The sequence below is a fragment of the Paraburkholderia kirstenboschensis genome, from assembly GCF_032806925.1.
Classification (GTDB): domain Bacteria; phylum Pseudomonadota; class Gammaproteobacteria; order Burkholderiales; family Burkholderiaceae; genus Paraburkholderia; species Paraburkholderia kirstenboschensis.
In genome coordinates, this window is record NZ_CP136513.1 from 2,117,241 (window position 1) to 2,141,250 (window position 24,010).

23 protein-coding genes and 1 tRNA gene are annotated in these 24,010 nt (G+C 62.7%); 12 read left to right on the forward strand and 12 right to left on the reverse strand.

Annotated elements, in window-relative coordinates; all coding sequences use genetic code 11:
* Positions 1–21 precede the first annotated feature (21 nt).
* The 8 genes from RW095_RS32100 to recA form a co-directional block, all read right to left on the reverse strand.
* Positions 22–1,806 (reverse strand): PglL family O-oligosaccharyltransferase, encoded by a 1,785-nt coding sequence (locus RW095_RS32100; protein WP_317019985.1) that lies wholly within the window; start codon positions 1,804–1,806, stop codon positions 22–24.
* A gap of 132 nt (positions 1,807–1,938) precedes the next feature.
* Entirely contained in the window at positions 1,939–2,562 is a 624-nt protein-coding gene (locus RW095_RS32105; RefSeq protein WP_317019986.1) for a pilin, read from the reverse strand.
* 335 nt (positions 2,563–2,897) lie between these two features.
* Complete coding sequence (locus tag RW095_RS32110; RefSeq protein ID WP_317019987.1) at positions 2,898–3,602, reverse strand: TerC family protein; 705 nt, start codon at positions 3,600–3,602, stop codon at positions 2,898–2,900.
* A 144-nt stretch (positions 3,603–3,746) separates the two neighbouring features.
* The gene (gene sucD, locus RW095_RS32115; RefSeq protein ID WP_020069249.1) at positions 3,747–4,628 is read right to left on the reverse strand and encodes a succinate--CoA ligase subunit alpha; all 882 of its coding nucleotides are present in this window, start codon (positions 4,626–4,628) and stop codon (positions 3,747–3,749) included.
* Positions 4,629–4,754: 126 nt separating this feature from the next.
* Positions 4,755–5,924, reverse strand: a complete 1,170-nt coding sequence (gene sucC, locus RW095_RS32120) for an ADP-forming succinate--CoA ligase subunit beta (protein ID WP_020069250.1) — start codon at positions 5,922–5,924, stop codon at positions 4,755–4,757.
* A complete protein-coding gene (locus RW095_RS32125) occupies positions 5,921–6,658 on the reverse strand; it encodes a DUF2889 domain-containing protein (RefSeq protein WP_317019988.1) in 738 nt (245 codons plus the stop codon). The genes sucC and RW095_RS32125 overlap by 4 nt, the downstream gene beginning before the upstream one ends.
* 158 nt (positions 6,659–6,816) lie before the next feature.
* Positions 6,817–7,584: a recombination regulator RecX gene (gene recX / locus RW095_RS32130; RefSeq protein ID WP_317019989.1), complete on the reverse strand. Its 768-nt coding sequence runs from the start codon at positions 7,582–7,584 to the stop codon at positions 6,817–6,819.
* A gap of 7 nt (positions 7,585–7,591) precedes the next feature.
* The gene (gene recA, locus RW095_RS32135) at positions 7,592–8,668 is read right to left on the reverse strand and encodes a recombinase RecA (protein WP_020069253.1); all 1,077 of its coding nucleotides are present in this window, start codon (positions 8,666–8,668) and stop codon (positions 7,592–7,594) included.
* Positions 8,669–8,904: 236 nt separating this feature from the next.
* Between recA and RW095_RS32140 the strand changes: the two genes are divergently transcribed.
* The 5 genes from RW095_RS32140 to RW095_RS32160 all read left to right on the forward strand — a co-directional run bounded on the left by RW095_RS32140 (position 8,905) and on the right by RW095_RS32160 (position 13,747).
* On the forward strand, positions 8,905–9,693 hold the full coding sequence (locus RW095_RS32140) for a response regulator transcription factor (protein WP_317019990.1): 789 nt from the start codon (positions 8,905–8,907) through the stop codon (positions 9,691–9,693).
* A gap of 9 nt (positions 9,694–9,702) precedes the next feature.
* On the forward strand, positions 9,703–11,250 hold the full coding sequence (locus RW095_RS32145) for a sensor histidine kinase (protein ID WP_317019991.1): 1,548 nt from the start codon (positions 9,703–9,705) through the stop codon (positions 11,248–11,250).
* 219 nt (positions 11,251–11,469) lie between these two features.
* Complete coding sequence (locus tag RW095_RS32150) at positions 11,470–13,128, forward strand: MFS transporter (RefSeq protein WP_128587490.1); 1,659 nt, start codon at positions 11,470–11,472, stop codon at positions 13,126–13,128.
* A gap of 85 nt (positions 13,129–13,213) precedes the next feature.
* Positions 13,214–13,290 (forward strand) — tRNA-Met (locus RW095_RS32155).
* 106 nt (positions 13,291–13,396) lie between these two features.
* Positions 13,397–13,747: a hypothetical protein gene (locus tag RW095_RS32160; protein WP_317019992.1), complete on the forward strand. Its 351-nt coding sequence runs from the start codon at positions 13,397–13,399 to the stop codon at positions 13,745–13,747.
* A 120-nt stretch (positions 13,748–13,867) separates the two neighbouring features.
* Here the strand turns inward: RW095_RS32160 and RW095_RS32165 are convergent, their stop codons facing one another.
* On the reverse strand, positions 13,868–14,545 hold the full coding sequence (locus RW095_RS32165; protein ID WP_317022752.1) for a FadR/GntR family transcriptional regulator: 678 nt from the start codon (positions 14,543–14,545) through the stop codon (positions 13,868–13,870).
* Positions 14,546–14,669: 124 nt separating this feature from the next.
* Between RW095_RS32165 and dgoD the strand changes: the two genes are divergently transcribed.
* The 3 genes from dgoD to RW095_RS32180 all read left to right on the forward strand — a co-directional run bounded on the left by dgoD (position 14,670) and on the right by RW095_RS32180 (position 16,588).
* Positions 14,670–15,818 (forward strand): galactonate dehydratase, encoded by a 1,149-nt coding sequence (dgoD, locus tag RW095_RS32170; RefSeq protein ID WP_128595793.1) that lies wholly within the window; start codon positions 14,670–14,672, stop codon positions 15,816–15,818.
* A gap of 186 nt (positions 15,819–16,004) precedes the next feature.
* Positions 16,005–16,307: a hypothetical protein gene (locus RW095_RS32175; RefSeq protein WP_317019993.1), complete on the forward strand. Its 303-nt coding sequence runs from the start codon at positions 16,005–16,007 to the stop codon at positions 16,305–16,307.
* 17 nt (positions 16,308–16,324) lie between these two features.
* Positions 16,325–16,588: a YodC family protein gene (locus RW095_RS32180; RefSeq protein WP_317019994.1), complete on the forward strand. Its 264-nt coding sequence runs from the start codon at positions 16,325–16,327 to the stop codon at positions 16,586–16,588.
* Positions 16,589–16,727: 139 nt separating this feature from the next.
* On the opposite strand, the gene RW095_RS32185 is transcribed toward RW095_RS32180, so the two are convergent.
* Entirely contained in the window at positions 16,728–17,657 is a 930-nt protein-coding gene (locus RW095_RS32185; protein ID WP_317019995.1) for a CopD family protein, read from the reverse strand.
* The gene (gene copC, locus RW095_RS32190; RefSeq protein WP_317019996.1) at positions 17,654–18,031 is read right to left on the reverse strand and encodes a copper homeostasis periplasmic binding protein CopC; all 378 of its coding nucleotides are present in this window, start codon (positions 18,029–18,031) and stop codon (positions 17,654–17,656) included. The genes RW095_RS32185 and copC overlap by 4 nt, the downstream gene beginning before the upstream one ends.
* A gap of 386 nt (positions 18,032–18,417) precedes the next feature.
* On the opposite strand from copC, the gene RW095_RS32195 reads away from it, so the two are divergent.
* From RW095_RS32195 to RW095_RS32210, 4 genes are all read left to right on the forward strand, one after another.
* Positions 18,418–19,149: a c-type cytochrome gene (locus RW095_RS32195; RefSeq protein WP_033379637.1), complete on the forward strand. Its 732-nt coding sequence runs from the start codon at positions 18,418–18,420 to the stop codon at positions 19,147–19,149.
* A gap of 21 nt (positions 19,150–19,170) precedes the next feature.
* Positions 19,171–20,469, forward strand: a complete 1,299-nt coding sequence (locus RW095_RS32200; protein WP_317019997.1) for a c-type cytochrome — start codon at positions 19,171–19,173, stop codon at positions 20,467–20,469.
* 125 nt (positions 20,470–20,594) lie between these two features.
* Positions 20,595–21,215 carry a PAQR family membrane homeostasis protein TrhA gene (gene trhA, locus RW095_RS32205; RefSeq protein WP_317019998.1) on the forward strand — a complete coding sequence of 207 codons (621 nt, stop codon included), beginning with the start codon at positions 20,595–20,597 and terminating at the stop codon, positions 21,213–21,215.
* A gap of 217 nt (positions 21,216–21,432) precedes the next feature.
* Complete coding sequence (locus RW095_RS32210) at positions 21,433–22,962, forward strand: DEAD/DEAH box helicase (RefSeq protein ID WP_317019999.1); 1,530 nt, start codon at positions 21,433–21,435, stop codon at positions 22,960–22,962.
* Between the two features lie 457 nt (positions 22,963–23,419).
* Here RW095_RS32210 and RW095_RS32215 read toward each other — a convergent pair whose 3' ends face one another.
* On the reverse strand, positions 23,420–23,941 hold the full coding sequence (locus RW095_RS32215; protein WP_317020000.1) for a hypothetical protein: 522 nt from the start codon (positions 23,939–23,941) through the stop codon (positions 23,420–23,422).
* Positions 23,942–24,010 lie beyond the last annotated feature (69 nt).

Consider the following 24,010-nt stretch of genomic DNA (forward strand, 5'->3'; position numbering starts at 1 on the left):
TTCAAACGACAACGCGGCTCATCAATCCTCGTCGCTGTCGTCGTCCGGTGCGACGTCGCCCGGCGGCATGCCATAACGCTTGACCAGTTCCGCCTTGAAGCCGGCGAGCGTCTTCTGCTCATCGCAGAGCTGGTACAGGTAACTCAATTGCGACGGCCAGTCCTTCAACTCCTGGGCAAAAATTTTCAGTCGTTCAACGGTGTCGAATGCCGCGGCCGTATCGCCGCTCAACGCCTGCAGCACCGCATAACGACGCAGCACGGTTTCGCCGGGCAACAGTGCCATCGCCTGGCGGTGCATCGCGAGCTTGTGTTGCAGGTCCATCGGATTCATCGGCAACAGCGTGGCCATACCGTATTCGCCCCATGCCTGGAAAAGGAACGACGGATCGGCGCGATATTGTTCGGCCGGACGCGCGCCGTAGTACAGCACCTCGGCGCGCGCGTAATCGCGAAAAACCGGATACAGCGCAGCAATGCCGCCGAACACGACCACCGCAAACGCGCCGAACGACAAACGCGCGGGCACGAGACGCAGCGGGCGAGTCTCCAGTAGACCGAACACGAACATGGCAGGCAGCAGGAAGAACATGTACTGCTGCGGATATTCCACGAGCGCATGCATGACGAGCACGCCAATCAGCGCAATGCCGAAAACACGCGCGGCGCTCTGCGGTGCGCGCACCACGCGCACCAGCCACGTAATGAGACCGAACAGCACGATCGCGAGGCCGATCAAGCCCGTCTTCGCGAGCAGATCGATAAAAATGTCATGTGAATTGTTGGCGATCTCGACGCCGCCGAGCGTCTTCGCGAACTGATACTGATAACTCGGAAACTCGCCCCAACCGACGCCCATCAGCGGATGCGTCCGGAACATCGTCCAGCCGTATTTCCAAAGCGCGAGCCGCGGCGCGATCTGGCCGGCGTCCTTGAAGCGATCGGCCGCGGACTGCCCGAGCTCCAGGTGATACCGCACGTTGGCCCAACGAATCAGCGCGTTGACGACAAAGAACATCACCCCTAGCGCGATGGGAATAAGCCACTGACGATGACTGCGGCGCATTTGCGGCTCGGCGCGAGTCTGCGCAAACGCCATCCAGAAACCCGCTACCACGATCACCCCCATTTGCAGCCATGGTCCGCGCGAGACAGTCAGCGCGAGTCCGACCGCGAACAGGGTCGACACCAATGCCCAGATGGCGACGGCGATCCGGCGCGTCTGGACGAGAAACAGAGCGCCCGCCATCGCGAACGCGATATAAGTGGCGAGGTGGTTCGCCTGCGCCATGTTGCCGAACGGCCGGCGCTCGACGGTCACGTTGTACGCGACGACCAGCGGTGACACTCGCGCCTCGAGATGAAAAAGCTGAATGACCTGGCAGAACACCGCATACAGACCGCCGACAACCAGCGCGGAGGCGGCCCAGCGGAGCGCCGTCTCATTGAGCTTCGCGCGTACGAAGCCGTAGCCCGCATGCGTCGCCATGAAAGCGGCCAGCAGGAAGCCGCCGCCGAGCCAGTTCATCGACGGCTGAGAGACCGGCAACACCACCGACTGAGCAACCAGCAGCAAGCCGAACAGCAACGGCACGAGTGCTACGACAGGAGACGCAAAGCCGATACGCGGCCGCGAACTCGCGATCAGAAAGACGACGCCTGCGCCCACCAACAGGTACAGCGCGAGCGCGGTGAACTCCGCGTAGAACGTCGGGATCGGATAGGTATGGTTGACGACTGCATAAGGCAGCACCAACGCGAGAGCCAACAGAACGAGAGAAAGGTAGCGCGCGAATGGGGTGGGCATCGAGTAAGCGGTGGGCGTCAGCAACCGGCGCACTATACAAAAAAATCCTTGTGCTGTGCGCCGGCCCCGCTGAAATATCCCGAAAATCAGCGATTTACGCTCGAACCGCTAGCCATGCGTTCGTCCGTTGCATTACGCGCGGCACTCGGGCGGTGCAAGGTTCGACGACAACGTAGGCGCGTTGACGGGACTCGGTCCCGCGCCCGGGGCCGGCAAAGAGGACGCCGTTTTGCCGCCAGCGAAGCATTCCCACGCGAGAGCGCCTGCCTGCACCGAACCCTTCGTCAACGCGACGCGTGCGGTGGGTGCATCGACGTTGTCGGGCACCGACGGTACGAGCGTGATCGTGTTGGAGCCAGCCGGCGCAACACGTGTCGTGAAGGCGACGGTGATCTGTCCCGTGTCGTCGTCGACATGGACGGACTCGACGTTGCGCGTCGCGGGCGGCGACGCATAACCGCCGCTAAACGCGTTACCGCTCGCCGCGTTTTCAGACACCGCAAGTCTCGCCGACGCCGCGAGCGACAAGCCCTCGCCCACGCGGCTGCGTGCCAGATAGTCCTGATACGCGGGAATCGCGTAGGCGGCGATCACGCCGACAATCGCGAGCACGATCATCAGTTCGATCAGCGTGAAGCCAAGGCCGAGGCGGCGGCACGCTCGCGCGAATGTCGACGACCAGCGTGCTCGCGCGAGCCGCGACTGCGCGGCCAGCGCGGACTGAGAATACGGGGAATAAGGCAAGGTGACGATCATCGGCAGGCTCCAGAAACGAAAAACGCCTGCCCCACGGATCGGGAACAGGCGCTTCCATCGTAGCGAGCGGCGCTCGTGTCACACAGTCGGCCGAATGGCTAATGTTGAGCCGCGCTGGGTTTTTCCTGCTGTGGCGTGCGGGCGGCGTGTGGCCAGATTGTCGGGGCGTGTCGGAGGCGTGTCGGAGGCTTGCCGGAGGCGTGTCGGGGCTTCCTCAAGGGGCGTGCTCCGTGGCGTGTCGGTGGCCTGCGCCCATAGCGACGCGTGGGTGACGTCTCGTTGGCCACACCCGTGGCCGCTTGCACACCGCTTATAACGCACCGATCGCGCCCAGTTCACGCCGCCGCGCGATTCGCATTGCGGCGCTTGATCAGATAGCCCAGGATCACGACGAACAGCGCACCGGCGATGCTCATCCCATATTCGGCGACCGGCGTATCGAGGACCGGCCAACGGTCGCCGGCCGGATCGTTGATGATGAGCCCGCCCGCGATCCAGCCGAGCAACGCGGCGCCGAGCGTAATCACGATCGGGAAACGGTCCAGCAGTTTCAGCACCAACTGGCTGCCCCACACGATCAACGGAATGCTCACCACCAACCCGAAGATCACAAGCGCGAGACGATGCTGCGGATCGGCGGCCTCGGCCGCGCCCGCGATGGCGATCACGTTGTCGAGACTCATGACGGCATCCGCGACGATGATCGTCTTGATTGCCGAGATCAGCTTGTCGGCGGGCTTGACGTTCTCATGCGCGTCGTGCGCCGGCGCCATCAGGCGAACGCCGATCCACAACAGCAACAGCCCGCCCGCGAACTTCAGCAGCGGCACGTCGAGCAGCGCGACCGCGAACGCAATCAATACGACACGAAGCACGATGGCGCCCGCAGTTCCCCACAGCACACCCTTCGTGCGCTGGGCCGGCGGCAGGTTGCGGCAGGCAAGCGCGATCACGACGGCGTTGTCGCCACCCAGCAGGATGTCGATGACGATGATCTGAATGACTGCGCCCCAATGGAGCGTGGCGAGGAACTCGAACATGAGCGAAAGAATAGAAGGGAACGGAATGCGCGGCCAATAAAAAAGCGGAGGAGTATTGAACTCCCCCGCTTTGAAACCGCACGCTAACGAAAGGATCTCGTAAGCGTATCAAAAAAGGCGCTCCAACTGGGCGCCAGTTTCGATTTACAGCATGGCCTTCAGAAGACGCGCCATTTCCGACGGGTTCTTCGTGACCTTGATGCCGCATGCGTCCATGATTTCCAGCTTCGCTTCGGCCGTATCGGCACCGCCCGAGATCAGTGCGCCGGCGTGGCCCATGCGCTTGCCCGGAGGCGCCGTCACACCGGCGATAAAGCCGACAACCGGCTTCTTCATGTTGCCCTTGATCCACTCGGCCGCGTTCGCTTCGTCCGGACCGCCGATTTCGCCGATCATGATGACGGCGTCCGTTTCCGGATCGTCGTTGAACATCTTCATCACGTCGATGTGCTTCAGACCGTTGATCGGGTCGCCGCCGATACCGACTGCCGACGACTGGCCGAGGCCGATCGCCGTCAACTGGCCGACTGCTTCATACGTCAGCGTGCCCGAACGCGACACGACGCCGATGCGGCCCTTGCGGTGGATGTGACCCGGCATGATGCCGATCTTCAGCTCGTCCGGCGTGATCGTGCCCGGGCAGTTCGGCCCGAGCAGCAGCGTCTTGCGGTTTTCGCGACGCATGCGGTCCTTGATCTCGATCATGTCGCGCACGGGAATGCCTTCCGTGATGCAGATCGCGAGATCCAGGTCGGCTTCGACTGCTTCCCAGATTGCGGCAGCAGCGCCAGCCGGCGGCACGTAAATCACCGACACGGTCGCGCCCGTTTCAGCCTTGGCTTCAGCGACGCTCGCGTAGATAGGAATGCCTTCGAAGTCTTCGCCGGCACGCTTCGGGTTCACGCCAGCAACGTACGCTTCGCGGCCGTTTGCGTATTCACGGCAAGCACGCGTGTGGAACTGACCGGTTTTGCCGGTGATGCCCTGCGTGATGACCTTGGTGTCTTTGTTAATCAGAATCGACATGTATTGACCTCTGTTCGTTTGGCGTCGCGCGGGAGCGCCACTGGACGGCACGTTCGCCGCCAGCGTCGCTCGCGCGACGCCATTCGTAATCCTGGTTAATCCTGGTAAACGCGCTGTGGGCTAGGCTTACGCCTTGCCCGAAGCGGCCGCGACGACCTTCTGAGCCGCTTCTTCCATGCTGTCAGCCGCGATGATCGGCAGACCGGATTCAGCGAGCATCTTCTTGCCCAGGTCTTCGTTCGTGCCCTTCATGCGGACCACGAGCGGCACCTTCAGCGACACGGCCTTCGACGCCGCGATCACGCCTTCCGCAATCACGTCGCAGCGCATGATGCCGCCGAAGATGTTGACCAGAATCGCGGTCAGGTTCGGGTTCTTCAGCATGATCTTGAACGCTTCCGTGACCTTCTCGGTCGTGGCGCCACCGCCCACGTCGAGGAAGTTCGCCGGTTCGCCGCCGAACAGCTTGATGGTGTCCATCGTTGCCATTGCGAGGCCCGCGCCGTTCACCAGACAGCCGATGTTGCCGTCGAGCGAGATGTATGCCAGATCGAACTTCGACGCTTCTACTTCAGCCGGATCTTCTTCGTCCAGATCGCGATACGCCACGATTTCCGGATGACGGAACAGTGCGTTCGAATCGAAGTTGAACTTGGCGTCGAGCGCGATGACCTTGCCGTCGCCCGTCAGGATCAGCGGGTTGATTTCGGCGAGCGATGCGTCGGTTTCCCAGAATGCCTTGTAGAGGCCTTGCAGGATCGCGCGCGCTTGCGGGATCGACGCGTCGGGCACGCCGATTTTCTTCGCGAGGTCGTCAGCTTCGGCGTCCTTAAGGCCCGTCGACGGATCGACCGCAACCTTGTGGATCAGCTCGGGCGTCTTTTCCGCGACTTCCTCGACGTCCATGCCGCCTTCGCTCGATGCCATCACGACGATCTTCTGCGAAACACGATCGATCACGAGGCCGACATACAGCTCCTTCTTGATGTCCGCGCCTTCTTCGATCAACAGGCGATTCACCTTCTGGCCTTCCGGACCAGTCTGGTGCGTGACGAGTTGCATGCCGAGGATCTGGTTCGAGTATTCGCGAACCTGTTCCAGCGACTTGGCAACCTTCACGCCGCCACCCTTGCCACGGCCACCCGCGTGGATCTGAGCCTTCACGACCCATACCGGGCCGCCGAGCTCTTCCGCGGCCTTGACCGCATCATCCACCGAGAAGACCGGCTTGCCGCGCGGTACCGCGACGCCGAATTTCCGCAGGATTTCCTTACCCTGGTACTCGTGAATCTTCATGCGTGATTCCCTTCAGTCTGAGAGTTGGATTGAACTTCGTTTCCGCTACCGTCCAACATGCCGGGCGCATTGCCCCTGCCTTCTTGGCGGGCCGCCCCGTTGTCTGGCGATGCCGGGCGGTCAGCTGGGCGTGGCGCATAGCCATACCAGCGCGGGTAAAACTTCTGCACTGCCTCCCCGTCGAAACGCAGCGCCTGGCAGCGTCCCAACTGGAATGGCGGTTTGTCGTTTAAAGCTTCGGCGGTACCGTCAGCCGACTCGTTTTCTGAACTGGCGCTCGCGCCTGCCGCCTTGTCACCGGTATCCCACACGTCACCGGCGAACGCCTGGATAGCAGCGGTCGGCAGGATCGCGCACAACTCGGTGAGATGCGTGCAACCGGCCGTGCCGGCCAGCAAACGGGCAGCATCGCGACGGAAATTGTGGAGGAGATTGAGCCCGATGAGGGCACGGTAGGCAGGATTGCTGGCTTGGCATAGCCCAGGATAGGGCACCCAGTCGGACGACGCCTCGGCGTCGACGACATTGAGCTTGCGATCGATAGTGATGCGAAGCCAGAGTTCATGGATCGGTTGACCATTGGGCCGGACGCCCGACGCAAGCACCACATCGCGTGGCTTTTCGTCGGTCAAGCACGCTTCCACATCCCACAGGCCATCGGCTCGCTCAAAAGCTTCCGCTCTGATTGCGCGGCGATGGCGCAATTGACGGGGCACTGGCGAGGAAAGCGGCATGCGGAAAGGAAAGGCCGAATTGGAAAACGCGTGAATTTTAGCATACTGGGTATTTGAGACAGCCCCGATTGCGGCCGGACGGCCTGCAGGCCGCCCAGAGCCGGTTTCGCGATCGACGACGCTTTGCGCGCGGTCGCGGACGACGCCCCTCTTTGCGCCTATTCACCGCTCCATTCTTCGTCGATGCCTTTGAGGATTTTGCCGATCGTGGCGCCCGAAAAACCGCGCGATGCGAGAAAACGCGCCTGCTTTGCGCGCTCGGCCGGTGTTTGCGGAAGCTCACCGAATTTCTTGCGCCACACCGCCTGGGCGCGCGCGAGTTCGGTTTCGCGCAATTGCGCGCTCGCCTCTTCGACGAGCGTTTGATCGACAGAATGCTGCTTTAATTCGCCGACGATCCGGCTCGCGCCGAGCCGCGACGACCGGCGATGAATCAGACTTTCGGTGAAGCGTGAATCGGACAGCCAGTTCTCGGCTTCCAGCGTATCAAGCAGCGTATCGAGCGAATCGTTCTCTTCGACGAACGGCTTCAGCTTACGTGCGAGTTCGCTGCGGCTATATTCGCGACGCGACAGATAGCCGAGCGCGCGACCTTTAAGCGAACGTGCGGGACGTTGGGATTTTTTTGCTTCGTTTTGCCCGGGCTTCGCCTCGCCGGATGCTCGGCGTGAGTCGCGTGAGCGGCTATAGGTAGGCTCGGTGGCCGTGGTGGTTCCCGCAGTGTCGAACGGGTCCGAGAGATCCGAGGAATTCGAGGAATTCCGGCTAGCAGGCGAGCTTTGAAACTGACTACGCCGTGGGCCACGGCCCGCAGCGCGATCATGTGCGTCGAACGATTCGGACGGATCGAACGAATCGTTCTCGTCATTACGCGGGCCGCCCGCGTTGCGTCCGGTATCGGACAGTGGCCGGCCCTTGCGTATCACGTAATGGTTACTCTTCTTCGCCCGCGACTTCCGCGCCTGCGCCGGTCACCGCTTCGGCCATTGCATTCACGCCCAGCGATTCGCGGATACGGTTTTCGATTTCACGAGCGATGTCCGGATTTTCGCGCAGGAATTCGCGCGCGTTGTCCTTACCCTGGCCGATACGCTCACCGTTATAGCTGTACCACGCACCGGCCTTGTCGACGATCTTGGCTTGCACGCCCAAGTCGATGACTTCGCCCTGACGCGAAATACCCTCGCCGTACAGGATGTCGAAAATCGCCTCGCGGAACGGTGGGGACACCTTGTTCTTGACCACCTTCACGCGCGTTTCGTTGCCGATCACTTCGTCGTTCTTCTTGATCGAACCGATGCGGCGAATATCCAGACGCACCGACGCGTAGAACTTCAGCGCGTTACCGCCCGTAGTGGTTTCCGGATTGCCGAACATCACGCCGATCTTCATTCGGATCTGGTTGATGAAGATCACGAGGCAGTTCGTGCGCTTGATCGTGCCGGTGAGTTTGCGCAGCGCCTGCGACATCAGACGCGCTTGCAGACCCGGCAGCGAATCGCCCATTTCGCCTTCGATTTCAGCCTTCGGCACGAGCGCCGCGACGGAGTCGATCACGATCATGTCGATCGAGCCCGAACGCACCAGTGCGTCGGCAATTTCCAGCGCCTGTTCACCCGTGTCCGGTTGCGAGACCAGCAGATCGTTCACGTTCACGCCGAGCTTGCCCGCGTACTGGATGTCCAGCGCGTGCTCCGCGTCGATAAACGCTGCCGTGCCGCCGAGCTTTTGCATTTCAGCAATGACTTGCAGCGTCAACGTGGTTTTACCCGACGACTCCGGACCGTAGATTTCGACCACGCGGCCACGCGGCAAACCGCCGACGCCAAGTGCGATGTCGAGGCCGAGCGATCCCGTTGAAACGACCTGGATGTCTTCGACTACCTCACCTGCGCCGAGCCGCATGACCGACCCTTTGCCGAACTGCTTTTCGATCTGCGCGAGGGCGGCAGCGAGTGCCTTGCTCTTTTCAGCAGTCAGTCCAGCCGAGCCTTTCTTGCTTTCTTCCATGAATCGTCCTTTGCTATGATGAACGGCGTCTGAGGCAGATGTGCGGCCCACCTTTTGAAGGACAGCACACGAAACCCAGACACTGTATAAAAAAACAGTAGTTTTGGCAAGCGGGATTCTCATGCGAACGCGCATTTTTACCGTCGCGCTGCCCAAACCACCCACAATAATTTTCGGAGACCGCTGTGCGCCGCGGGGACACCCGAGGTGCCGGCCAAGCCTTGAGCTGGCGCACCATGCGAATTCTGATTGCCGAAGACGACAGCATACTCGCGGACGGTCTGGTTCGATCACTCCGCCAATCGGCCTATGCCGTCGATCACGTGAAGAGCGGCGTCGAGGCCGATACCGCGCTGTCCATGCAAAGTTTCGACCTGCTGATTCTCGATCTCGGCCTGCCGCGCATGTCCGGGCTCGAGGTGCTACGCCGCCTGCGCGCCCGCAATTCCAATCTGCCCGTACTGATCCTGACCGCCGCGGACAGCGTCGACGAACGCGTCAAAGGCCTCGACCTCGGCGCCGACGACTACATGGCCAAGCCGTTCGCGCTCAACGAACTCGAAGCGCGTGTGCGCGCGCTGACGCGGCGCGGCGCGGGCGGCGGCCCGACGGTCGTGCGGCACGGTTCGCTGTCGTTCGATCAGGTGGGCCGGATCGCCTATATCAACGAGCAGGTGATCGAACTCTCGGCGCGTGAACTCGGACTGCTCGAAGTACTGCTGCAGCGGATCGGCCGGCTGGTTTCGAAGGAGCAACTGGTCGATCATCTGTGCGAATGGGGCGAGGAAGTCAGCAACAACGCGATCGAGGTCTACGTGCACCGGCTGCGCAAGAAGATCGAGCCGAGCGGCGTGCGCATCATTACCGTGCGCGGGCTCGGTTACTGTCTCGAGAAGGCGGTCGCGCCGGCAAGCCCCAATACGAATGCCGCCGCGTCCACGCCCGCCGAGCCCGAACCCGAGCCGCCTTCTTCGCCTTCGTCGCCGCAGTCAGGCGGGATGCCGGCGAGCCACCACTACAAATAGAGCACGCCCATGTCCGCACGCGCTGATCGCGCGACGGCCCGCGCCGCGGATCTCGACGAGGCGCGCGACGAGCGCTACGCCAATCCGTTCGCCCCGCCCGACGAAGCGGAAGCCGTCGCCGAAACCCGCCCGCGCTCGCTGTTCGGCGAAATTCTCGACTGGATGCTCGCGCCGCTCTTGCTGCTGTGGCCAATGAGCCTCGCGGTGACTTATCTGGTCGCCAAGTCGATCGCGAACGGACCGTTCGACCGCGCGCTCGAAACCGACGCCTATGTGCTCGCGCGCCAGATCCATCCGGTCAACGGCGTGGCTGAACTGACGCTGCCCGATTCCACGCGCGACTTTCTGCGCACGGACAACGTGGACAGTGTTTTCTATCAGGTGCTCGGCACGCGGGGCGAACTGGTGGCGGGCGAGCGCGACATGCCGCTGCCGCACGAAGACGACCGGCCGCAACCGGGCCTCGTCGCATTTCGCGACGACATGCTGCGCGGCAACGACATCCGCGTGGCTTATACGACGGTCGAGTTTCCGCAGACGCCCGGCGCGGAGCCCGTGCTCGTGCAGGTCGCCGAGACGCTCGACAAACGCAGTCAGCTTGCCAACGACATCATCAAAGGCGTGATCCTGCCGCAGTTCGTGATCCTGCCGCTCGCCATCCTGCTCGTGTGGTTCGGCCTGTCACGCGGTCTCGCGCCGCTGCACGCATTGCAGGCGCATATCCGCGCGCGGCGCCCCGACGACCTGTCGCCGCTGGAGGCGCGTCGCGCGCCGCCGGAAATCGAGCCGCTCGTGACGTCGTTCAACGATCTGCTGACGCGCCTCGAACAGAACATGGAATTGCAAAAGCGCTTTATCGCCGACGCCGCGCATCAGATGAAAACGCCGCTCGCCGGCCTGCGAACCCAGGCGGAGCTGGCGCTGCGGCAGGACGCGTCCGCCGAAGTGCACCGCTCGCTTGAGCAGATTGCGACGAGTTCAGAACACGCGGCCCGCCTCGTCACGCAGTTGCTGGCGCTCGCGCGCGCGGAAAACCGCATGTCCGGGCAGATTTTTACGCCGGTGGAAGTGACGGAAGTCGCGCGCAACGCCGTGCGCGACTGGGTGCAGGCCGCGTTTGCCAAGCAGATGGACCTGGGCTACGAAGCGCCGGACCAGCCCATCGAAGTGGAAGGCAATCCGGTCATGCTGCGCGAAATGTTGTCGAATCTGATCGACAACGCCATTCGCTATACGCCGGCGGGCGGCCGCATCACGGTCAGAGTGAGGCACGAGAAAGCCGCGCGGCTCGTGCATCTGGAAGTGGAAGACACAGGTCTCGGCATTCCCGCGGCCGAACGTTCGCGAGTGATCGAGCGGTTCTACCGGATTCTCGGCCGCGAGGGCGATGGCAGCGGCCTCGGGCTTGCGATCGTCCGCGAGATTGCGACGATGCACGGCGGCGAACTGACTATCGGCGACAACGTCTATCAGAACTCGCCGCGGCTCGCGGGAACGCTCGTGCGTGTCAGTTTGCATGTGCTGGAGCGGGGCAGGACTTACCCTAAGGCGAACTGACGGCAACGAGCACCAGATCGCGAGATAGACGGCGCTGCGTGCCACGCTACGCGGCGTTCAGCGCGAATTGGCGGATCTTCTCAACGATCCACCGTCACGTCGAAAGCTGGGGCTGCAGCCGTTCATGTCAGAAGGCCGTAAGTTTTCACTCGAATAATCGGTTGCACGGGAACGCCGCGGGCCGGCGCACCGCGTGTGTATCAATATTGGAGACGACATATGGCTACCGTAGGCGGACACATTTCGCCCGTGCCCATGACGCGCGATGAGAAGCGGGTGATCTTCGCGTCGTCGCTAGGTACGGTTTTCGAGTGGTACGACTTCTATCTGGCCGGTTCGCTCGCGGCCTTTATCAGCAAGAGCTTTTTCTCGGGCGTCAATCCGACTGCGGGCTTCATCTTCACGCTGCTCAGTTTCGCCGCGGGCTTCGCGGTGCGGCCGTTCGGCGCGGTGGTGTTCGGGCGGCTCGGCGACATGGTCGGCCGCAAGTACACGTTCCTCGTCACGATCGTGATCATGGGTCTGTCGACCTTCCTCGTCGGCTTCCTGCCCGGCTATGCGGCAATCGGCATTGCCTCGCCGGTGATTTTCATCGCGATGCGCATGTTGCAGGGCCTCGCGCTCGGCGGCGAATATGGCGGCGCTGCGACCTATGTGGCCGAACACGCGCCGCCGGGACGTCGCGGCTTCTACACCGCGTGGATCCAGACGACGGCCACGCTCGGCCTGTTCCTCTCGCTGCTGGTCATTCTCGGCGTGCGCACGGCAATGGGCGAAGACGCGTTCGGCGCCTGGGGCTGGCGAATTCCGTTCATTGCGTCGATCCTCCTGCTGGGTGTCTCGGTGTGGATTCGCCTGCAACTGCACGAATCGCCGGTGTTCGAGCGCATCAAGGCCGAAGGCAAGACGTCCAAGGCGCCGCTTTCGGAGGCGTTCGGCCAGTGGAAGAACCTGAAGGTCGTGATTCTCGCGCTGATCGGCCTAACCGCCGGCCAGGCGGTGGTCTGGTACACGGGCCAGTTCTACACGCTGTTCTTCCTGACGCAGACGCTGAAGGTGGACGGCGCGACGGCCAACATCATGATCGCCATTGCGCTTCTGATCGGCACGCCCTTCTTCCTGTTCTTCGGCTCGCTGTCGGACCGCATCGGCCGCAAGCCGATCATCATGGCCGGCCTGTTGATCGCCGCACTCACGTACTTCCCGCTCTTCAAGGCGCTGACGCACTACGTCAACCCGGCGCTTGAAACGGCCACGGCGAAGGCGCCGATCGTCGTGATCGCGAACCCGGACGAATGCTCGTTCCAGTTCAATCCGGTCGGCACGTCGAAGTTCACGAGTTCGTGCGACATCGCGAAGAGCGCGCTTTCGAAGTCCGGCTTGAACTACGAGAACGTCGCGGCGCCGGCGGGCACGCTCGCGCAGATCAAGGTCGGCGATACGGTGGTCTCCACCTATGACGGCAAAGCCGCCGACGCCAAAGATCAGGGTAAGGCGTTCGACAAGTCGCTCTCGACGACGCTCAAGTCCGCCGGCTATCCGCCGAAGGCCGATTCTTCGCAGATCAACTGGCCGATGAGCGTGGTGATCCTGACGATCCTCGTCATCTACGTGACGATGGTCTACGGACCGATCGCGGCGATGCTGGTCGAGATGTTCCCCACGCGAATCCGCTATACGTCGATGTCGCTGCCGTATCACATCGGCAACGGCTGGTTCGGCGGCTTCCTGCCGGCCACGGCGTTCGCGATCGTCGCGGCGAAGGGCAATATCTACTCGGGCTTGTGGTATCCGATCGTGATTGCGCTCATTACCTTCGTGATCGGCATGCTGTTCGTCCGCGAAACCAAAGACTCGGACATCTACGCCAAGGATTGAGGCGCCTCGCACAGGCGGCAACTGAAAAAGTTGAGTGCCGGGGGTTGACAGCCCTCGGCACTATCCTCATAATCTCGCTTCTTTCGGCGAATTAGCTCAGTTGGTTAGAGCGACGGAATCATAATCCGCAGGTCCGGGGTTCGAGTCCCTGATTCGCCACCAGTTGCAAGAAAAAGCCGCTGATCCGTAAGGTTCAGCGGCTTTTTTGTTTCTGGCTGTCCGCATACCGTGCCGACAGCGACACCCGCAACTTCAAGGAGGTTTCTTGATGACGTTCCGCACCGCCGCGCGCGCCGTTGCCGCCGCATCGATCGCGCTTCTCGGCGCCGCTTCCGCCACTGCCGTTCTGGCGCAAACGCCGACTGACAATCAGTGGCGCGCAAGCCAGACCACGTTGTCGACACTCCTGCAAAACGGCTACAAGATCGTCGCCGTCGTCAATTCGCCTCGCGGCGTCGGCGGCCCTACCGACACCATCTTTGTCCAGCGCGATCAGAGCGCTTTCAAATGCATCGATCCACAAGGGCCGGAAGCCGGCAAGGAAGCGGGCAAGAACGCCCCGGGCTGCTATGAACTTGCGCCGCCGTCGGGCACGGCTACTGGCTCCGAAGCGAAATAAAAAGCCACCGAAGCCGGCTGCGCCAGTTTGCATCGTTCACATGCAGATCTCGCAGCCACTGTGACGCCGTTGAACCCGGCGTTCCAGCCGATGTCGACGACCCATGCGGCAATGAACTGGTCACGCCTGGATGCGAGCGCGCGTCACGCTGAGCAGGCGCGCCATCGCGTCGCGCGCCGCGTCCGCGTCGCGGTCGCGAATCGCCTCGAATACCGCCGTATGTTCGGCGAGCGAAGCGTTGAAGACGTCCGCGCGTTTCGCATTCAGCCGAAGCTGTGCCTCGAGCGTGCGCTCGATCAGCGTGCCGAGCGGTATCAGCAATTCGTTGCTGCACGCGATCAGCACGCTCAGGTGAAATTGCAGATCGGCCCGCACCCATTCGTCGACGTTGCGCGCACCGGCCATCGCGGCGTGAGCGGCCGCAAGTGCGCCGAATGTATCGTCGGAATGTGAAGCGGCCGCGAGACCCGCAGCATATGGCTCGATCATCTCCCGCATTTCCTGCAGCTTCAGTGCGAACTGCATCGGCTCGGCAACGCGCGAATACCAGTCGAGCACGTCGACATCGAGCAGATTCCACGCGTGTCTTGGCCGCACCCGCGTGCCCACGCGCGGGCGCGATTCGATCAACCCTTTCGACGTCAGCGTGCGCAGCGCCTCGCGCAACACCGTGCGGCTCACGCCGAACGCGTCCATTAACTCCGCTTCACGCGGCAGGATCGAATCAGGCGCGTAATCACCGCGCAGAATCGCAGTAGCCAGCCTGTGGGCGACGCGCCCATGCAGATCGTGCTGAATAGCTTCCTCCTTGCGGCGTCGCCGCTCAACATGTGGCGAATAGTACTATTAATAGTACTGTAGCGGCCTTTTGTTGTAGCATGAGAATCCTCGAATATTTGGCATGCGATCGGAGACGCACAATATGAAAATCACCAAGCTCGAAACTTTCATCGTCCCACCGCGCTGGTGCTTCCTGAAGATCGAGACCGACGAAGGCATCGTCGGCTGGGGCGAGCCGGTAGTCGAGGGCCGCGCGCATACGGTCGCTGCAGCGGTCGAAGAGTTGTCGGACTATCTGATCGGCAAAGACCCGCTTCTGATCGAAGACCACTGGCAGGTCATGTATCGCGCAGGGTTCTATCGCGGCGGTCCGATCACGATGAGCGCGATTGCCGGCGTCGACCAGGCGCTATGGGACATCAAGGGCAAGCATCACGGCGTGCCGGTGCACGCGTTGCTCGGCGGCCAGGTGCGTGACCGGATCAAGGTGTATTCGTGGATCGGCGGAGACCGTCCGAGCGACGTCGCGAACAACGCGCGCGCTGTGGTGGAACGCGGCTTCAAGGCCATCAAGATGAACGGCTCGGAAGAACTGCAGATCATCGACACCTTCGACAAGGTGCAAGGCGTCATCAACAACGTCGCGGCGGTGCGCGAGGCGGTCGGGCCGAACATCGGCATCGGCGTGGACTTTCATGGCCGCGTGCATAAGCCCATGGCCAAGGTGCTGGCGAAAGAACTCGACCCGTACAAGCTGCTCTTCATCGAAGAGCCGGTGCTTTCGGAGAATGCAGAAGCGTTGCGTGACATCGTCAATCAGACGAACACGCCGATTGCACTGGGCGAGCGTCTCTATTCGCGCTGGGACTTCAAGCACATTCTGTCCGGCGGCTACGTCGACATCATTCAGCCGGACGCGTCGCACGCGGGCGGGATCACCGAGTGCCGCAAGATCGCGTCGATGGCCGAAGCCTACGACGTCGCGCTCGCGCTGCACTGCCCGCTCGGCCCGATTGCACTGGCCACCTGTCTGCAGATCGACGCAGTGAGCTACAACGCGTTCATCCAGGAACAGAGCCTCGGTATTCACTACAACCAGGGCAACGACCTGCTCGACTACATCAGGAACCCGGAAGTCTTCAAATATGAAGACGGCTTCGTGTCGATTCCGCAAGGCCCGGGCCTCGGAATCGAAGTGAACGAGGAGAAAGTGCGCGAGATGGCGAAGGTCGGTCATCGCTGGCGCAATCCGGTATGGCGTCACGCGGACGGCAGCGTCGCCGAGTGGTAATCGCATCACTCGCTCGTTGACTGACGCCGCCTGCGGGCGGCGTCCTTTTTTGAGCGTCGTTACGGAATACAGCGCGCCCGCTCACGCCTTCCTGAACGCTTGCTTTCCCTTTGTTCGGCATCAGACAGATACATGGCCGGCTCCTTGCTGAAATGCGTCCGAACAACGAATGCATCAGGGAGTCTCATGGGCGAATTCATTCCGGATTATCTGCTGCGCGAGCAGGCAGCCGTCGGCGCGCTCGTGCTGTTCGGCGTGCTTCGCGTGATAGGCGCGGCCGTTGCGTATGAACGCGGTTGGCGCATCGCGGCGATCGAGAAATGGTTTGTCGTCGCCGCCGTCGTGTATTGCATCCCGCAGCTTTTCGATCTTCTCATGCATGTCTACGGCGCCCATGCAGCAGCCGCCGAATTCGAAGGCAAAGTGGCTGGCTGTGCAATCGCGCTATTTTTTGCGCCAATTCTCGGTCATCGGCTGGGTCTCGAATGAATTGGTCGATCGGTCGAATGCTCGACATGCCGTTCTTCGTTCGAGTTGCTCGACCCTTCAGAGCCTCCAGGCCGACATACGGCGTGGGCGACGTGCTCAAGCTCAAATCTGGCGGGTGCGCAATGACCGTCACGTGGAGCGGCCCAGTGCTGTTCGCATCGGGCAACTGGCTGATCTGCCAATGGTTCAACGACGCCGGTGAATTGACGCAGGAGATGTTTCCCGAGGAGACGCTCGAACCGCAAAGGTCAAAAGCCCAGCTCTCACATACCGGGCAGTAGCGGGTTCGCCGGCCAACGCATGGCGAACGTGGTTATCGCGCCGCACGTTGAAACCGCGCAGCGCATTTTTCCGCGCGCGCCGCGACGCCTACTCACAATACGGCCCGCGCCGGGGCGCCGGCCATCTCGAGTATCGAACTCAGCTCACCATCGCGAACGCCGGCACGCTATGCGACAGCGCGGCGGCAGCGACGAATACGCCGATCATGGCAAGCGCTTCCAGATAAAGCACGTTGGCGAACGTATGGGCGTCCATCGTCGATGCAGTGCGGCGCAGACGCGGAAGCGCAAGGAAGCGGTTTAGGCCGCCGAGCACGAGCGCGAGCGCGACGAGCGAAAGCTTGAGTATCAACACGTGGCCCCATGTGCTCGACCCGATCGCCTCGAATGAGCCGCCCGAGCCGCGCACCGCGTTGAAGATGCCGGAGAGCAGCACGAAGCCCACCGCGACCGCCGACACGTTCGACACCTGCGTCGCTGTACGGATCAATATGCCGCGCGCGGTCGACGTGCCGAGCGCCGGCAATACGACCAACCCGGCCGTGATCGCGAGGCCGCCCCACACGCTGGTCACGAGCACATGAAGCGTTTGCATTGCGATGGCCGCGGATGCGGGGCCAGCGTCCACCGCATGCCCGAGCGACGCCTTGCCTGCGGCGATCGCAATCACCGCGAGCCACAGCAGCGCGTTGCGCAACATGCCGCTATGACCCGTCATTGCCGTGCCGAGCAACACCAGTGCGCCCGCGAACGCAACGCTCCAGCCGTAGCCGACATGTGTTTGGGTGAGCACCGTCGGTATGAAGGCAAACGCGGCCGGAAGCGCAACGCCACTCATCGACGCCGCCTGATACAACAGCCAGCCGAGGTCCGCGAGCACCAGTACGACGCTCGCAGTCAACATTGAACGTTGCGCGCGCAACCAGGCGGGACGCCCGGGCGCGATCTTCGCCTTGGCATCGTTCGCGAGCCACGCGCCGAGCAACGCCGAACCGACAGCAAACGCAAACGCGACGTTCATGAGCGCGGCCATGGCGACCTGCCCGATCCACAATGCGTCGATGCTCATTTGACGATGAACGCAAAGTCGCCCTGCGTGCGATGACCGTCGGTGGCCACGGCGGTCCAGTGCACCGCGTAGCGGCCCGCGCCCAACTGCGGCAGCGGCAGATGCATGACGCGCGCGTCCTGCTTGTCGACTTGCGACGCACCGGGCGCAACTGCCTTGCCGTTCGCGTCGTCCAGCGCGATTTTGCTGAAGGCCGGCTCGAGCGGCTCGGTGAAGTGGAGGGTGACCTCGGTGGGTGCGGCGACTTCGGCGTTGGCTGCGGGCACGCTGGAAACGAGATGCGCATGCGCGAATGCCGTGGACGTCAGGACGAGCGCCGCGGCGCCGAGCACGGACGAAACCCACGCTGGACTGGAAAGATTGATTAGCTTCATGTAAGGCCGATAGCGGATGAACGGGAAAACGGCGGGCGCCTGCCGGACCGGTTGAACCGGATCCCTGCGCGAACAGATCTCGCCCGCGGTCCGGCGCCCGGAAGTGTACGCTTCGATGGTCCGCACGCGGGTCGGTTCAACATCGCGCGGGCAAAAGTTTGCCGGGTACAGCGATTGCAACCTCGGACCGCGCACCAAGGTCTGAAAAGACGCGGGAGTTCCGCGCGGCGATACGCGTCAAACTGTCGCACGCCGGTGACAGCCGCAAGCTCGTCGAATGTGGCAAATAGTCATCATCACCCTTCGATGATAGAATGCTGCGTCGCCGCAGCGCCGGCTGCCCTTCACACCGAGCCGCTCGAAGTTCGGTCAGGTCCCCGATTTTGATGGAGTTACGCGTGTCTTCAAGACGCATTTTCCGCCCGTTGCTTGCCCTTCTGCTGATCGGCTCCGCGGGTGTCTATAGCGCTGCGAAAGCGCAGACTCAACCGAAGGCCCCCGATACTATGGAAGCGCGCGTGCAAGGTTGCACGGCCTGCCACGGCACGCACGGTCAAGGTACTGACAACGACTACTTCCCGCGCCTTGCGGGCAAGCCGGCCGACTATCTGTACAACCAGTTGCAGAATTTCCGCGAAGGGCGCCGCAAGTATCCGCCCATGAATTACCTCGTCACGTATCTTTCCGACGACTATCTGCATCAGATCGCCACGTACTTCTCGAAGCAACGTCCGCCGTATCCGCAGCCGGCCAAGCCGACTGTGTCGTCGACCACGCTCGCTCGCGGCCAGCAGATCGTGCTGAACGGCGACGCGTCGAAGCAGATTCCGGCTTGCGCGGCTTGCCACGGCAAGGGCCTGACCGGCATGGAGCCGGCCATCCCGGGTCTCGTCGGTCTGCACTCCGACTACATCAGCGCGCAGCTCGGCGCATGGCGTTCGGGCACGCGCCACGCAATCGCACCTGATTGCATGCACACCATCGCCACGCGTCTCACAGACGAAGACGTGAACGCGGTCGCTGCCTGGCTTTCCACGCAACAGGCTCCACAAAACCCCGTGCCGGCTCCGGCCCGCTCGATGAAGACTCCGCTTGCCTGCGGCAGCGAACCGCAATAAGGCACCGGGAGAGACACTCAAATGAAACGCAAGTCTTTGTTCGCCCTCTCGGCAGTTGTCGTTGTCGCGGCTGCTGCACTCGTTCCCGTCCTGTGGTCGGGCGGCGACAATCTGCATAACGGCTCGGCCGTGGCGGCCACGCCCGCCGACCAGGCTGCGCTCGTGAAGAAGGGCGAGTACCTCGCCCGCGCTGGCGACTGTATCGCCTGCCACACGGTCCGCGGCGGCAAGCAGTTCGCCGGCGGCCTGCCCATGGCCACGCCGTTCGGCACGATGTTCACGCCGAACATCACGCCTGACGACCAGTACGGTATCGGCAAGTGGACACAGGACGACTTCTACCGCGCCATGCACACCGGTCGCTCGAAAGACGGCAGCCTGCTCTATCCGGGCTTCCCGTTCACGAGCTACACGAAGGTCACACGCGCCGACTCCGACGCGATCTATGCGTATCTGCGCTCGGTCGCGCCCGTCAACGTGGCGAGCCGTCCGCACGAACTGAAGTTCCCGTTCAACCAGCGCAACATGCTGATCGGCTGGCGCACGCTGTTCTTCCGTGAAGGCGAGTACAAAGCGGATCCGACCAAATCGGTCGAATGGAATCGCGGCGCGTACCTGATCGAAGGCCTCGGACATTGCGGCATGTGCCACACGTCGATCAACGCAATGGGCGGCCCGGTCAATTCGGCGGCTTTTGCCGGCGGCCTGATCCCGCTGCAGAACTGGTACGCACCGTCGCTCACCTCGAACAAGGAAGCGGGCCTCGGCGACTGGGAAACGAAAGACATCGCCGATCTGCTAAAAACAGGTGTGTCGAACCGCGGCGCGGTGTTCGGCCCGATGGCCGAAGTGGTTCACAACAGCCTGCAGTACATGAGCGATGCGGACATCAACGCAATGGCCACGTACCTGAAGACGATTCCGCAGAAGAGCGAAGCACCAGAGCCGCTCCAACTGGAAACGTCGGAAAAGTTCGGCGGCGAACTGTTGAAGCAAGGTCAGAAGATCTACGCTGACAATTGCGCGAAGTGCCACGCGGAGAACGGCCTCGGCCAGCCGCCGGCCTTCCCGCCGCTCGCGAACAACCAGTCGATCCAGATGCCGTCGGCGGTCAACCCGATCCGCATGGTGCTGAACGGCGGTTATCCTCCGAGCACGGACGCGAACCCGCATCCGTACGGCATGCCGCCGTTCGCGCAGTCGCTGTCGAATCAGGAAGTGGCAGCTGTCGTCACGTACATTCGTATGTCGTGGGGCAACCACGGCACGGCCGTGTCGCCGCAGCAAGTGTCGGATCTGCGTTCGGCGCCGCTCGACTAAGCAGCGTTCGGTGCACCGGGGGCGCGGCCTGCGAAATTCGCGGCCGCGCCCTTCGTTTTTTGAGGACCGGTATCATGAGGCTACGGCAACAAATGCCTCGATGAAACCGTGCAGGAGGAAAGACCGTGCAGGTCGGTGAGCGTTTCAACAGCATTACCCACCTCGTCGGCGCCGTGCTGTCGGTGGCGGGACTGGCTATGCTCGTGACGATGGGCACGGTAGAGGGCGACGCGTACAAGGTGGTGAGTTTCAGCGTGTACGGTGCGATGCTGTTCGTGCTGTATGCTATCTCGACGCTTTACCATAGCGTGCGCAGCCCCCGTATCAAGGCAGTGCTGCAGAAATGCGACCATTCGGCGATCTATCTGCTGATCGCCGGAAGCTACACTCCGTTCACACTTGTCACGTTGCGCGGGCCGTGGGGTTGGTCGCTGTTCGGCGTAAGCTGGGGGCTTGCCGCTCTCGGCATCGTGCAGGAACTGACGCTCGGGCGACGCACCCGCAGCGTTTCGATGGTGCTGTATGTCCTGATGGGATGGCTCGCGCTCGTTGCCGTCCGCCCGCTGGTTCAAGCATTACCGGCTGCGGGCACTGCCTGGCTCGTGGCCGGCGGGGTCATCTACAGCGCCGGCATCTACTTCTTCATCAACGACGAGCGCATCCGGCACGGACATGGTATCTGGCACCTGTTCGTACTGGCGGGCAGTCTGTGTCAATTCGTCAGCGTTGCGCGCTATGTCGCGTAACGTCCACGGCGGCGAAATGCAACTTAAGGCCAGTCAACGTGTCTGCATAGCGCGTTGAAGCATTCGGCACGCATCCGAGCGTGCCGCCGATTTCTCTGCGAACGGAACTGGGCTTCGGCCTTGATCTCGATCACGCCATGCGGCGTGTTCATGCCGCATTTGTGCCCGCTGGGGGCCCACATGTGCCGTTCGCGAAACTGCATTGCAAAGAGTTTCTATGTCTTTTGATTCCCTCGGCTTGTCCGAACCCCTGGTCCGCGCTGTACACGAACTCGGCTACACCACTCCGACCCCCATCCAGACGCAAGCGATCCCCGCTGTGCTGAACGGCGGCGATCTGCTGGCCGGCGCGCAAACCGGCACCGGCAAGACGGCCGGCTTCACGCTGCCGATCCTGCAGCGTCTCAATTCCATGCCCCCGCACGCCTCCGCGTCGGGCAAGCGCGCGGTCCGCGCGCTGATTCTCACGCCTACGCGTGAACTCGCCGCGCAGGTCGAAGAAAGCGTGCGCGCCTACGGCAAGTATCTGAAGCTGAAATCGACGGTCATGTTTGGCGGCGTCGGCATCAATCCGCAGATCGGCGCGCTCAGGAGCGGCGTGGACATCGTCGTCGCAACGCCTGGCCGATTGCTCGACCATATGCAGCAGAAGACCATCGACCTGTCGCATCTCGAGATTCTCGTGCTCGACGAAGCGGACCGGATGCTCGACATGGGCTTCATTCACGACATCAAGCGCGTGCTGGCCAAGCTGCCGCCGAAGCGTCAGAACCTGCTCTTCTCGGCAACTTTCTCCGACGAGATCAAAACACTCGCCGACAATCTGCTCGACTCGCCGGCGCTGATCGAAGTCGCGCGCCGCAATACGACGGCGGAAACGGTTGCGCAAAAAATTCACCCGGTGGATCGCGACAAGAAGCGCGAGTTGCTAACGCATCTGATCAAGCAGCACAACTGGTTTCAGGTGCTGGTGTTCACGCGCACCAAGCACGGCGCCAATCGCCTCGCCGAACAGCTGACCAAAGACGGCATCAGCGCTCTGGCGATTCACGGCAACAAGAGCCAGTCGGCTCGTACGCGTGCGCTCGCCGAGTTCAAGGATGGCACGCTGCAGGTGCTGGTCGCCACGGACATCGCCGCGCGCGGCATCGACATCGATCAGTTGCCGCACGTCGTCAATTTCGATCTGCCTAACGTGCCGGAAGACTACGTGCACCGGATCGGCCGCACCGGTCGCGCGGGTGCGACGGGCGAGGCAATTTCACTGGTGTGCGTCGACGAACTGCAACTGCTGAAGGACATTGAGAAGCTGATCAAGCGTCCGGTGCCGCAGGAAGTGATCGCCGGTTTTGAACCGGACCCGACCGCGAAGCCGGAACCGATTTTGCGCCGCGGCCAGGGCGGTGGCGGCGGCGGTCGTTCGCCGCGTCAAGGTCAAGGGGCACCGAAGGGTGGCAACGGCGGCGCGGCAAAACCGGCGCAACGCTCGGGGCAACGTCCGCCGAACGGCCAGCAGCAGCCGAAGCCGCAAGCCGCGAAGCCGGCCGGCAACGGCGGACAGCCGCGCCGCGACGGTCAGCGTCAGGACGACCGCCCGCGCGCTATTGCTCATGAAGGTAGCGCCGCACAGCACGCGCCGCGCAAACCGCAGAGTGGCAATCCGGGTGCATTGCTCGGCGGCGCAAAATCACGCAACGACTCGCCGCGCGGGGGCAATCCGGCGCGCAGCGGTCAGCGTGGCCGTTGAGGCCTCGGGAGGTTGAGGTTCGCGGTTGAGGTTGGCGGTTGAGGTTGGCGGTTGAGGTTGGCGGTTGAGGTTGGCGGTTGAGCTTGGCGGTTGAGCTTGGCGGTTGAGCTTGGCGGTTGAGCTTGGCGGTTGAGCTTGGCGGTTGAGCTTGGCGGTTGAGCTTGGCGGTTGAGCTTGGCGGTTGAGCTTGGCGGTTGAGCTTGGCGGTTGAGCTTGGCGGCTGAGCTTGGCGGCTGCGGTCGGCGGTTCGGAGGCTGACCACTCTCAGGCTGGCCGCTGAGTGCCACCCTCAAGCCTGACCGTTGAGTCCCGCCTCTCAGCGCGAGGGCCAGACTAGAGGCCGCCAAGCCTCGCCATTACGCGCCGCCGCGAGCCCGCCATACAGCGCGAAAGCCGCAAGACCCTCCTCTCCACCATCCAGCGAACACAGCCGCAGCAATGGCGCGGGGGCCTTACCTCAAGCCCCCAACGCCGCGGCCCGTTTCAAGTACTCGATCTGCCGCTCCCATCGGTCGAGAATCTTTTCTGCCTCTCCTTCCAGTTCAAACGTAATGCCGCTTGTCAGGCGCGCATAGCGCACTCTTTGCGTTTCCGCCGAATCAATCGAGCAGTTCACGTAGACGAGACCGCTGTCGTCGCCATCGGCGGGCGGCAGCGGCGCGGCGAGCAACTGCACCTGATAAAACGCCCCTTCCAAGACGAAAGTCAACGCAGCGCGCCCGCTCTGCGCGATCGCGCGCGCCGCCCGGGCTTGCGGCCATAGCGCGATACAAAGCGTGCGCGAATCGGGCGCGTACAACTCCCCTGCGCCGAGCAGCGACGTGCGGATATGCTGATTCGCGTCGACGGTCAGCAGCGAGGCCGTGAAACCCGTCTTGCTCGCGAGCGACGAGCCGTCGAATAGCGCGCGAACCGCGTCGGGCCATTTGTCGAATGCAGTCTGCTCGAGCGGGCGCTGGGGCAAGGAGGAATCGCTCATCGCAAGTGTCCGGTTGGAGGGCAAGGCTCAATGATGCCCTGAAAAACAAATGGCCCGCATACGGGCCAT